Origin of the sequence: Flavobacterium sp. RSP49 (assembly GCF_003968735.1) — a bacterium.
Lineage (GTDB): Bacteria > Bacteroidota > Bacteroidia > Flavobacteriales > Flavobacteriaceae > Flavobacterium.
The window spans coordinates 144,518-155,640 of sequence record NZ_RYDN01000006.1; the positions used below are offsets into that span (position 1 = coordinate 144,518).

Genomic DNA, 11,123 nt, shown 5'->3' on the forward strand with positions numbered 1-11,123 from the left:
CTATTATGGCATTATTAAGCAAGAAAGCAATGAATTTCGCATACGGCATGGGAGCTGCTGTTGTAATCATAGGCGCATTATTCAAAATTACCCACATTGAATTTGGTTTTATTACAGGAAATTTAATGCTAACTATAGGTCTTGTTGTAGAAGCGGCCATTTTTGCACTTTCTGCCTTTGAACCGGTGGATAATGATTTGGATTGGACTTTAGTATATCCGGAATTAGCTAACGGTCAGGCTAAACCAGCAACTAAAAAAGTAGAAACACCATCTGATGCACAAGGATTGTTGTCTCAAAAATTAGATATGATGTTAAAAGATGCCAAAATTGATGGGGAATTAATGGCTAGTTTAGGTAATAGCATCAAAAATTTCGAATCAGCAGCAAAGGGAATTGCCCCAACAGTAGATTCTATTACATCTACTAAAAAATACAGTGAGGAGTTGACTTTGGCCGCAGCCCAAATGGAGTCGTTGAACAGTCTGTATAAAATACAACTACAAAGCGCCTCCAGAAATGTACAAATTAATGAAGAAGTTGCTGAAAACAACCTAAAATTAAAAGATCAAATGCAGTCATTGACTTCAAACCTATCCTCTTTGAATAATGTATATGGTGGAATGCTTTCTGCAATGAATAATAAAGGATAATTAGTTTCAAACTATAAAAAAATATTAAACTAATTATTTAGAAAATATGGCAGGAGGAAAACTAACCCCTAGACAGAAGATGATTAACCTAATGTATTTGGTTTTCATCGCAATGTTAGCATTAAATATGTCCAAAGAAGTGTTGTCTGCTTTTGGATTAATGAATGAAAAATTTGAAGGGTCAAACGCTTCAGCTCAACAATCAAACGCTCAAATGTTAGCTGGATTAGATGCGAAAGCAGCGGAAGCAGGTGGCGAATTTACTTCAGCGGCCGTAACAGCTCATAAAGTAGAAGTGATAACAAAAAATTTTTACGATTATATTGGACAAATAAAAGCGGAAGTTTTAGTAGGAACCGAAGTGGATCCGGAGACGGGTAAACTACCGTATGAGGCTATGGACAAAGGTGATAATATAGATAATTTATGGTTCAGTCCAGCTGGTTACTCTGCTAAAGGAAAAGAAGTTATTGCAACATTCGAAAAGTATAAGGCAGACATGAAGTTGGCTTTAGGTGATAATAAGAAATTAGCACCAATTTTATCTGAAGTGGAAGCCAAGTTTAGTTTGTCAGACGTTAAAAATAAAGACGGTAGACCGGTTCCTTATTTAGATTATCATTTCAAAGGTTTCCCCGCTGTTGCCTCTTTAGCTAAACTATCTGCTTGGCAGAATGATGTTAAAAAATTAGAATCAGATGTTTACAGTACTGCATTAGGTAAGGCAGCTGTTGACGCTGCTTCATATAATAACTATGAAGCTATTGTAGTATTAGATAAAAACGCTTATTTTCAAGGTGAGCAAGTTACAGGAAAAGTAGTATTGGGTCGTTATGACGAGAATACTAAACCTTCTAGTGTTACTGGTGCAAGATTGGATCCAGCTACAGGCCAAGCTAAAATAGCTTTAACCGCAGGAGGAGTAGGTGAGCAAAACATTTCGGGACAATTTACTTTTGTTGAGGATGGTAAAACAATTCCTTTAAAATTCGCTGGAAAATATGTTGTTGTGCCAAGACCTAATTCTGCTACAATTTCAGCTGATAAAATGAATGTAGTCTATAGAGGTGTATCTAATCCAATGACGATTTCATTTGCTGGTATTCCGGATAATGCTGTTAATGCTTCTGCTCCAGGTTTGTCAAAGGTGGGCAATGGTAAATACGTTATGAATCCAGGTGGAGGGAATGAAGTTGTGGTAAGCGTTTCAGGTAAAATGTCTGACGGAAAAGTTGCAAATGATAAAAAAGTATTTAGAATCAAAGGAATTCCAGGTCCAACAGGAACAATTAGAGGAGAAACAGGTGTTGTAAAAGGACCAAAATCAAATCTTGAAATTGCAACTATTGGAGCTAAATTGGAAGATTTTGATTTTGAAGTTGGTTTAAATGTAGTTGGTTTTAATTTAAAAGTTACTGGACAGCCAACAGTAGTTGTATCAGGAAACAGATTAAATGCGCAATGTAAGGCCGTATTATCAAAAGCAGGAAGAGGTGATCAAGTGACCATTTCTGAGATTAAAACCAAACTTGTTGGTGCAGGAAGCTATTTATTGCCAAGAACAGCTCCAGTAATTTTTGAAATACAATAATAAGTAGATTTGTATAAATCTACTTCAATATCTTATAATGATACTATGATGAATGTAAGAAATTTTTTAATCGCTATAGTCTGTTCCACAGGAAGTCTTGCTTCGGTTGCACAATCTAATTTGCTTAATGCAAAAACTCCTGACGAAATAGGTCTAAAATCTGATGCACAATTAATTTCAGATAACGATAGGCCTTTGTCCTATGGATATGTGCATGATAGAGATGTTTTAATGGGAAAAACAACCTGGGAAATAATCGATTTAAACGAAAAGATTAATTTTTCATTGTATTTCCCTGTAGATACTGCAAATATTGGTTCGGATAGGCGTTCGTTATACGATGTGCTGACTAAAGCCATAAAAAGTGGTGAATTAACAGAAGTGTATACAGATAGTTATTTTAACACTAAAAAATCATTTAAAGACATCCAAGCTTCATTAACTCGAATAGATACTACAGACGCCGGTAGAGAACAAATAAATGCAGGGAATCAAATATCAGAAGAATATATTCTGAGACAGGATCTTTCTGCTCAGGACGTAACACAGTATAAAATAAAGGGGTATTGGTATTTTGACAAAAGGCAGAGTGAATTAAAGTATCGTTTATTGGGTATTTGTCCAGTGACTCCGGATGTTTATACGATGAATAGTGATCAAAAAGATTATATTGAGTTGTTTTGGGTGTTTTTTCCAGCAGCAAGAGATGTGTTGCATGATGCTAAAGCATTTAATGATAAAAATTCAGCGATGCCGATTTCATTTGATCAAATCTTAAATTCAAGACGTTTTAATAGTTTTATTTACAAAGAAGAAAATGTTTATGGAGACAGGGCCATTGAAGAGTATATGAAAGATAATGCCCAGAATCAGTTGTTAGAATCCGATCGTGTGAAAGAGAAAATTCGCAATTTCGAATCTGATATGTGGAATTATTAATTTCAGTTTTTTTACTATAAACGCAAAACTCTTACTGTGATGGTAAGAGTTTTGTGTTTTAATGTATTTACTTTGTCTTTAGTTTAAATTATATTTCTTCAAATGATTGATTATTTAATAATTGGTTCAGGTTTAGCGGGTATTTCATTTTCAGAGGTTGCGCTGCGAAATGATAAAAGTATTTTAGTACTGGATAATAATTCTCAAAATTCTTCAAGAATCGCCGGGGGCTTGTATAACCCTGTTATTTTAAAACGATTCAGTGAGGTTTGGCAGGCACAAGAGCAATTAGTTTTGATGAATGAATTTTATGCGCTGTTGGAGAAAAAATTAGAATGTACCGTAGATTTTAAGAGACCTATTTTGAGAAAATTTTTCTCCGTCGAAGAACAGAATAATTGGTTTATAGCTTCGGATAAAATAAAGTTAGCGCCATTTTTATCCACAAAATTGATTTTTGAGAAATTTTCTGGAATTGATTCTCCCTTTGGATACGGTGAAGTTTTGCAGACGGGTTATGTTGATACCGCATTGTTGTTGCGCAAATACAGAGACTATCTTATCCATAATAAGATGTTTCAGGAGGAGTCTTTTGATTATGAGGTGCTTCAGGTTGACTCAAATAGTATTCGGTACAAAGATATTCAAGCGAAACATATTGTTTTTGCCGAAGGCTTTGGAATGCATGGAAATCCTTACTTTAATCATTTGCCATTAGATGGCACAAAAGGGGAGCTTTTTGTTATTAGAGCACCTAATTTGCGTTTAGATGTGATCGTCAATACAAGTGTCTTTATTTTGCCTCTTGGAAATGATTTGTTCAAGGTAGGAGCCACTTACAATTGGAAAGATAAAACAGATTTACCTACTCCAGAAGGAAAAACGGAATTAGTGGAAAGAATAAAAGAGATTATTACTTGTGATTTTGAAATTGTGGCTCATTTTGCCGGAGTTCGCCCCACGGTAAAAGATAGAAGACCACTCGTAGGAACACATCAAAATTATAATTCAGTACATATTTTGAATGGTTTGGGCACACGAGGAGTTATGTTAGGTCCTGCAATGGCAAAAGCTTTATTTAATCTTATTGAAAATCAAATTCCTTTAGACACTGCAATTGACATTAATCGGTTTCTATCTAAAAAAAAAAAATAGTTTTATTTTTTATTTAATTTTTGGTCATACGAAACAAACATGTTGATGTAAATATTCCTTGCCCATCGCAAAACAAAAGGGAATAGAATAACCAGTGATACTATTATTGCAAGGAATGCAACTTTTAGACTGGATTCGAAGAGAACAAAAGAGATGACAAAAGCAGCAATTCCTATTGCTACATTTAATCCGTAGCTAACGTACATGGCGCCATAAAAAAAAGAAGGTTCAATTTGATATCTTAAACCACAATGACTACAATTTTCGTGCATTTTCAATGTTTTGTTTAGATGTAACGGATTTTTATCTAAATACATACTCTCATTCTGACATTTAGGACAAGTTCCTGTTAAAATGCTATATAATTTGGATCCTTTTTTTAACATTTGCAAAAAATTTAATTTTTCCTTTTTTGGAGTCACAAATTTACGCATTCAAAAAGGAATAAAATCACAATACATGCTTAATATACACAATTTATCCGTTTCATTTGGTGGTTCTTATTTGTTTGAAGAAGTTACCTTTCGATTGGGTGCCGGAGACCGCGTGGGTCTTGTAGGAAAGAATGGGGCGGGAAAATCGACCATGCTTAAAATGTTAGCAAAAGATTTTGCTCCAGATTCAGGGGTTATTTCTCAAGAGAAAGACCTTCGTATGGGATTTCTGCGTCAGGATATTGACTTTGAACAAGGAAGAACGGTTTTGGAAGAAGCATATGAAGCGTTTACAGAGATTAAAATTGTAGAGAAAAAGCTCGAAGAAATCAATCACTTATTGGTTACCAGAACGGATTATGAAAGTGATGAATACAGTCAAATCATCGAAGACTTATCGGATTATACCCATCGTTTTGAATTATTGGGGGGTTATAATTATGTGGGAGATACAGAGAAAATTTTACTTGGTTTAGGGTTTAAAAGAGACGTTTTTGATAATCAAACTGAAACTTTTTCCGGTGGATGGAGAATGCGTATCGAATTAGCCAAGTTATTATTGCAGGCTAATGATGTTTTGTTGCTGGATGAGCCCACAAATCACTTGGATATTGAGAGTATCATTTGGCTGGAAAGTTTTCTTCGCAATTATCCCGGTGTGGTGGTAATTGTTTCACACGATAAAATGTTTTTAGATAATGTGACAAACAGAACGATCGAAATTTCCCTTGGTAAAGCCTATGATTTCAATAAACCATATTCTCAATATTTAGAATTGCGTCATGAGATTCGTGAAAAACAATTGGCCACACAAAAAAATCAAGCCAAAAAAATAGAAGAAACAGAGAAATTAATCGAAAAATTTCGTGCCAAAGCATCTAAAGCCTCCATGGCACAATCGATGATTAAAAAACTGGACAAAATAGAACGTATTGAAGTAGATGAAGATGACAATTCCGTGATGAATATTACTTTTCCAGTTTCGAAAGAACCGGGACGAGTAGTTATAGAAGCCGAAAATGTGACCAAAAGTTACGGGGACAAAACGATTTTGAAAGATATCAATCTATTAGTGGAGCGTGGAAGTAAAATAGCCTTCGTAGGGCAAAACGGGCAAGGAAAATCAACTTTCATTAAGGCTATTGTTGACGAATTCGAGTATAAAGGAAATATCAAGTTAGGACATAATGTACAATTGGGGTATTTTGCACAAAATCAGGCTGAATATCTGGATGGCGAAATCACTTTGTTGCAAACGATGGAAGATGCGGCAGCAGATACGAACCGAATGAAAGTACGCGATATGCTGGGTTCTTTCTTGTTTCGTGGTGACGATGTAGATAAAAAGGTAAAAGTTCTCTCAGGAGGCGAAAGAAACCGTTTGGCGTTGTGTAAATTATTGTTACAACCTATTAATGTTTTATTGATGGATGAGCCTACAAATCATTTGGACATCAAATCTAAGAACGTGTTAAAAGCAGCTCTTCAAAAATTTGGGGGCACTTTATTACTGGTTTCTCACGATAGGGATTTCTTGCAGGGCATGTCAAATTTAGTATATGAATTTAAAGATCAAAAAATAAAAGAATATTTAGGGGATATCAACTATTTTTTAGAACAACGCAATATGGAAAACATGCGTGAAGTAGAAAAAAAAGAGGCTCAGAAAGTAGCATCACCTAAAGAAAGCAATAAAGCATCATACGAAGATCAGAAAAAAGGAAAAGCATTACAAAACAAGTTAAGCAAGATCGAAAGCCAAATCAAGCAATTAGAAAAAGACATTCAGCAAGATGATAAAATGCTGGCTTCTAATTATGATAAACATATTGAGGATGCTAAGTTTTTTATTGCGTATAATAAGAAAAAGGCTGAGTTAGACAAATTTCTTTTAGATTGGGAAGCTGTTCAGGAAGAAATTGATACTGTGTAAAAAAGAAGAGTTCCGGTTTTGGAGCTCTTTTTTTATTTAATAATCCCAATAGATTTTGAATGTGCAATAGCTTCACTGCTATTTTTGAAATAACAAATAAAAACTTTTAAGGTTTCTAAATTTTCCATAATTGTAATTATTTTTTCTTTTTTAGAAGTCCCAGTTTGTCGGATATAAACAGCTTTTATGGTAACTGGGAAAATTTTACAAATAGCTTCGTATAAATAGGGGTCATGTTGAGAATCATCCCCGAGAAGTACATACTCTAAATTGGGATAAAACTCTAGAATGTGTTTTATTTTGTCAAACTTGTGGTTGTGATCCCCACTTCCGGTCATGAAAAAATCAGCCAGGCTCGTCTTGATGTCTTTCAGTAATAAAACGGCTTTTGGAAGCTTATGAATTTCAGTAAATTGTATGATAAAACGATACAAATTCCATTCACTGCTGGAAACATAAAAGAACGCATTTAACTCGTGTTTGTTTGTTCTTCCTGCCGAACTCAGGGCTTGATAATGGGTAACTACATCATCAAAAGTTTTTCTTTTATATATGTTTTTAAACAATAAAACATATAATTTTTTTAAAGGATTCAGCGTGTGAGAAACTAAAAAAGTATCATCAATGTCAGAGATGATTCCCAGATTTCCTTTGTGTGGACGAATATAACTGTCTTTGGCTGTAATGGTTTCGTTATTATGAGTGATACTCACTTTATAATCAATCCAGCCATACTTAGAATCCTGCTCTAGTGGCACGCAAAACTTAAAATAACCATCATTTAGTGTTCTAGTATGGATTTTGGAATTGTTTTGTTCTAAATACACATCAGCATTTGCTTGTGTTTTTATTTGAAACATTTTGATTACAGAAGTAGCATTTTTAAAGTTCTTTTTTTGAAAATTATATTCTTTAGCTGTTGTTGGTTTGAACACATGCCCCATGACAATTAATTCTTGCTCATTAGCGTAGCCACGATATAATTTTAAAATTGGTTTCATTTATTGTAGTACTTTTGATTGGAGATGAATTTAATTAATTTTAATTGATAAAAGAAGATAAAGTTTGAGAAATAACATTATTGTTGTTGTTAATCCTATTTCCGGTGACATTGATAAATCTGAATTTATTGATGCTGTAATACTTTTTGCTAAAAAAGAAAATTTTAATCCAGTAATTTATAATACTTCTGGAGTAAATGATATTGATGATATAAAGTTGCTTTATGAAACCTACAAACCACAACGAATTATTATTGCGGGGGGTGACGGAACCATAAAAATGGTAGCCGAAGCAATGGAAAATCAAGATGTAATTTTAGGAATTTTACCCGCCGGATCAGCTAATGGTTTGGCAGTAGACTTGAATTTACCTGCCACACTGGAAGAAAACTTACAAATTGCTTTTCAAAATGAGGGCATGATGATTGATATGATTTCTATTAATGGAAAAAAAAGTGTTCATCTAAGTGATATTGGACTTAATGCAGAATTGATTAAGAACTATGAAAAAAGTACGATTCGGGGAAAACTGGGGTATGCTTTGCAAGCGGTGTCTACTATGATTGATTTAGACGAGCCTTTTTTTGTCACAATAACAGGTGATTTTCCCACTATTGAATGTGTAGCGAGAATGATTGTTATTGCCAATTCAAAAAAATATGGAACAGGAGTTTCTATTAATCCTAACGGACTAATGGACGATGGGAAATTTGAATTAGTGATCTTGAAAAATTTAGATTTAGTAGTGCTTGGGAAAATTATTACCGGAAATATCACAACAGATGATGCAGAAGATATAGAAATAATATCAGTGGAAAAGGCGGTAATCACGACTACTGTGCCTGTTAGTTTTCAAGTTGACGGTGAATATTGCGGATCCGAAACCAAGTTAAATGTAGAAATCTTACCCAAACACATGAAAGTTGCCGTACCATATGTTAATCCAGATTATAGATTTATTTGAACGGATTGCGTTGTTGCCATTTGATTTCAGGTTCTAGATATTTGAATATCGTTGGCATAAAATGATTTACAACCCTATTGCTGTGGCCTATTAATCCATGCATTTTTATGGGCTTAGCGCCAACAGAACTTTTGATTTCCAAAGCAGTTCTTGCAAAGATAATTTCCTTAAAGCCTTTATTAATAGAATAGGCGATCATGTCATATAACATATTCAGGTACAACATTTTCTCCCGCTGAACCTTTTCATCATATCCCAGAAAATAGGTATCCATTATAGAGCCGTTTTTAATCAAAGTATTGAAACCTATTAGTCTGTCCCCTAAAAAATAGCCATAAAAAAGAAATTTGTCTTTGAAAATTTCTTTAAAAATCCTAAAATGATTTTTTGGAAGAAAAAAAGTATTAAAGGGAGCATTTTTAGCTACATGAAGGTATAAATCATAAATCGTTTCTTCTAAGGCAATAATTTCTTCCAGGTGTAGTTTTCTTTTTTCAATTTGATCTGCCTTCTTTCTTGCTCTTTTGTTTTGATCCCGGTATTTTTTTGAAAGGGAGTCAATATAATTTTGTTCTGTTTTCCAGGCTTCATTAATGGTAAAAACCATATTAGGCTGTGTCGAAAACGCATATTCATTTTCGAATTCAGGAATACGGAAGGTTTTGATTTCCTCGCTATTGAAATCTTTATAGGTGGTGATATGAATTTTTTTGCCTATCGATTTAAAGCGTTGTTTTAATTCAGTTACAGCAGTATTTAATACTTGTAAAGCTCTCTTTTTATCAATGGTGTCTAACAAAGCAAAAGAATTTTGTCCAGTTAACATATTATTGCCAATAACCAGTACATGCGATCCAAAGTTCCTGAAAACAAAATTCCGTACTGCTGTCTTGATACACTTATCGCGTTCTCCAAAAGATTCCAGTTTGTTTAAATCCAGAAATTGGGAAAGCGCAATCCCTACTAAGTTGCCATTTTCAAAGAGTCCAATATAATGACAAATCATGTTCTCAGGGGATGATTTTTCTAAAACATCTAGATATTTTTTGGATAAAAAAATAGTCGAAATCGCGATGTCATCCCAGTTTGAATGAAGCTGCGCAGTAGTAGTATAAATTTTAAAGGAGTATGCTGAATTCAAATTGAAAAGAAATAATTTTCGCCAAAATTAGTTAATAAAGTTAAATTATTTCTCAATATATTAAAATTCACTAACTTTATATTTATGGAATTTAGATATTCAGAATTGTTTCGATCTGAATATTGTTTTACAACAGCGTGTTACAGGCAGATCAACCCATAAATAAATAAAAGTATGAAAACGTACACCGAACAATCCATTCAATCAGAGTTGAAAAAATTGAAAGACTGGCAGTATATTAATAATGGAATTGAGAAAAAGTTTATATTTCTGGATTTTACGCAAGCCTTAGGTTTTATAGTTCAAGTAGGAATAAAAGCGGAGAAAAAAAATCATCATCCGGAATTATGTAATGTGTATAATAAAGTAACCATTCGGCTGACTACTCATGATGCAGATGGTGTAACGGATAAGGATGTTGATTTGGCAAAAGCCATCGAAGAGCTTTAGGGAATGTAGTTTTATTGTTGTTGAATTTTTGCTGTGTGTCTTTATGTAACAATTACCTGGTGCGTTTTATCCAGTAATTGTTCCTCGCCTTGTTCTAGTGATTTAAATACGGAGTTCTCTAAATGCAAAATACTATTTACCTCATGCCATCGTCCAAGGAATAAAATCTCTTTATAATAGAGCCTTTCGTGCAAGGTCTTATTGCTGTCAATGGAGGGAATTTCCTTATAAGGTTTGCAATACAAAGCAATAACCCGATCTTTGGTCATGCTTTGTTTAATAGCATCAGTTGTAAATTTGCTTCGCCGTTGAACGATACATCCTGATAAAAAAAGTACAAGTGTAAACAAAAAACATATGTTATTTTATTCATTTTTAGTAGTGTAGGGTCGTTAGTTGCAAGCAATTTCTGCTTATTAATTGCTTATGAGGCATATGCTAAAATAGGGAATATTTAGGGATTGCCGCGGGTGTTAACCATTCCTTTTTAATTTAAAGTAAGCACTTGATTCCAATCCAAAATTTAGTGTTTCCAGAAGGGTTGTCCATTAGGGCAGAAAATAGGGAATATCTAACCAAAAAAGTTAATGGTATTTTTGAATTAATCTCAGTTTTTACAGGGGGTGAGGAAGGTAGTAAAAATCAAAAAACCCATCAAAATGTTGATGGGTTTTTCTTAGTAGCGGGAACTGGACTCGAACCAGTGACCTTCGGGTTATGAGCCCGACGAGCTGCCTACTGCTCTATCCCGCGATGTGCGTTTGTAATCTCAATATGATTAACTTAGTAGCGGGAACTGGACTCGAACCAGTGACCTTCGGGTTATGAGCCCGACGAGCTGCCTACTGCTCTATCCCGCGTT

Annotated in this window: 11 protein-coding genes and 2 tRNA genes; 7 read left to right on the plus strand and 6 right to left on the minus strand. The window is 34.1% G+C overall.

Annotated elements, in window-relative coordinates; genetic code table 11:
• Positions 1-5 precede the first annotated feature (5 nt).
• From gldL to EKM02_RS05410, 4 genes are all read left to right on the plus strand, one after another.
• Positions 6-653 (plus strand): gliding motility protein GldL, encoded by a 648-nt coding sequence (gldL, locus tag EKM02_RS05395; protein ID WP_126452843.1) that lies wholly within the window; start codon positions 6-8, stop codon positions 651-653.
• A 46-nt stretch (positions 654-699) separates the two neighbouring features.
• Positions 700-2,244 (plus strand): gliding motility protein GldM, encoded by a 1,545-nt coding sequence (gldM, locus tag EKM02_RS05400; RefSeq protein ID WP_126452845.1) that lies wholly within the window; start codon positions 700-702, stop codon positions 2,242-2,244.
• A 48-nt stretch (positions 2,245-2,292) separates the two neighbouring features.
• Entirely contained in the window at positions 2,293-3,183 is an 891-nt protein-coding gene (gene gldN, locus EKM02_RS05405; protein ID WP_126452879.1) for a gliding motility protein GldN, read from the plus strand.
• Between the two features lie 102 nt (positions 3,184-3,285).
• On the plus strand, positions 3,286-4,338 hold the full coding sequence (locus EKM02_RS05410) for an NAD(P)/FAD-dependent oxidoreductase (RefSeq protein ID WP_126452847.1): 1,053 nt from the start codon (positions 3,286-3,288) through the stop codon (positions 4,336-4,338).
• Positions 4,339-4,340: 2 nt separating this feature from the next.
• Here EKM02_RS05410 and EKM02_RS05415 read toward each other — a convergent pair whose 3' ends face one another.
• Positions 4,341-4,724: a DUF983 domain-containing protein gene (locus EKM02_RS05415; protein ID WP_126452849.1), complete on the minus strand. Its 384-nt coding sequence runs from the start codon at positions 4,722-4,724 to the stop codon at positions 4,341-4,343.
• Between the two features lie 73 nt (positions 4,725-4,797).
• Here EKM02_RS05415 and EKM02_RS05420 point away from each other — a divergent pair, with 73 nt between their 5' ends.
• Positions 4,798-6,705 carry an ABC-F family ATP-binding cassette domain-containing protein gene (locus EKM02_RS05420; RefSeq protein WP_126452851.1) on the plus strand — a complete coding sequence of 636 codons (1,908 nt, stop codon included), beginning with the start codon at positions 4,798-4,800 and terminating at the stop codon, positions 6,703-6,705.
• 32 nt (positions 6,706-6,737) lie between these two features.
• Here EKM02_RS05420 and EKM02_RS05425 read toward each other — a convergent pair whose 3' ends face one another.
• Positions 6,738-7,706 carry an App1 family protein gene (locus tag EKM02_RS05425; RefSeq protein WP_126452853.1) on the minus strand — a complete coding sequence of 323 codons (969 nt, stop codon included), beginning with the start codon at positions 7,704-7,706 and terminating at the stop codon, positions 6,738-6,740.
• A 64-nt stretch (positions 7,707-7,770) separates the two neighbouring features.
• On the opposite strand from EKM02_RS05425, the gene EKM02_RS05430 reads away from it, so the two are divergent.
• The gene (locus tag EKM02_RS05430) at positions 7,771-8,670 is read left to right on the plus strand and encodes a diacylglycerol/lipid kinase family protein (protein WP_126452855.1); all 900 of its coding nucleotides are present in this window, start codon (positions 7,771-7,773) and stop codon (positions 8,668-8,670) included.
• Here EKM02_RS05430 and EKM02_RS05435 read toward each other — a convergent pair.
• Positions 8,663-9,811, minus strand: coding sequence for a GNAT family N-acetyltransferase (locus EKM02_RS05435; RefSeq protein ID WP_126452857.1), 1,149 nt, complete (start codon positions 9,809-9,811; stop codon positions 8,663-8,665). The two genes, EKM02_RS05430 and EKM02_RS05435, sit on opposite strands and share 8 nt — an antisense overlap.
• 174 nt (positions 9,812-9,985) lie before the next feature.
• On the opposite strand from EKM02_RS05435, the gene EKM02_RS05440 reads away from it, so the two are divergent.
• Positions 9,986-10,261, plus strand: coding sequence for a 4a-hydroxytetrahydrobiopterin dehydratase (locus EKM02_RS05440; RefSeq protein ID WP_126452859.1), 276 nt, complete (start codon positions 9,986-9,988; stop codon positions 10,259-10,261).
• 41 nt (positions 10,262-10,302) lie between these two features.
• Here the strand turns inward: EKM02_RS05440 and EKM02_RS05445 are convergent, their stop codons facing one another.
• The 3 genes from EKM02_RS05445 to EKM02_RS05455 all read right to left on the minus strand — a co-directional run bounded on the left by EKM02_RS05445 (position 10,303) and on the right by EKM02_RS05455 (position 11,121).
• The gene (locus EKM02_RS05445) at positions 10,303-10,530 is read right to left on the minus strand and encodes a hypothetical protein (protein ID WP_126452861.1); all 228 of its coding nucleotides are present in this window, start codon (positions 10,528-10,530) and stop codon (positions 10,303-10,305) included.
• A 411-nt stretch (positions 10,531-10,941) separates the two neighbouring features.
• A tRNA-Met gene (locus EKM02_RS05450) sits at positions 10,942-11,014 on the minus strand.
• A 34-nt stretch (positions 11,015-11,048) separates the two neighbouring features.
• Positions 11,049-11,121: transfer RNA gene (locus EKM02_RS05455), tRNA-Met, on the minus strand.
• Positions 11,122-11,123 lie beyond the last annotated feature (2 nt).

What these genes read in the sequence shown, in the direction of transcription:
- gldL (WP_126452843.1), top strand. Translation starts at nt 6, where the DNA reads ATGGCATTATTAAGCAAGAAAGCAATGAATTTCGCATACGGCATGGGA.
- gldM (WP_126452845.1), top strand. Translation starts at nt 700, where the DNA reads ATGGCAGGAGGAAAACTAACCCCTAGACAGAAGATGATTAACCTAATG.
- gldN (WP_126452879.1), top strand. Translation starts at nt 2,293, where the DNA reads ATGAATGTAAGAAATTTTTTAATCGCTATAGTCTGTTCCACAGGAAGT.
- EKM02_RS05410 (WP_126452847.1), top strand. Translation starts at nt 3,286, where the DNA reads ATGATTGATTATTTAATAATTGGTTCAGGTTTAGCGGGTATTTCATTT.
- EKM02_RS05415 (WP_126452849.1), bottom strand. Translation starts at nt 4,724, where the DNA reads ATGTTAAAAAAAGGATCCAAATTATATAGCATTTTAACAGGAACTTGT.
- EKM02_RS05420 (WP_126452851.1), top strand. Translation starts at nt 4,798, where the DNA reads ATGCTTAATATACACAATTTATCCGTTTCATTTGGTGGTTCTTATTTG.
- EKM02_RS05425 (WP_126452853.1), bottom strand. Translation starts at nt 7,706, where the DNA reads ATGAAACCAATTTTAAAATTATATCGTGGCTACGCTAATGAGCAAGAA.
- EKM02_RS05440 (WP_126452859.1), top strand. Translation starts at nt 9,986, where the DNA reads ATGAAAACGTACACCGAACAATCCATTCAATCAGAGTTGAAAAAATTG.
- EKM02_RS05445 (WP_126452861.1), bottom strand. Translation starts at nt 10,530, where the DNA reads ATGACCAAAGATCGGGTTATTGCTTTGTATTGCAAACCTTATAAGGAA.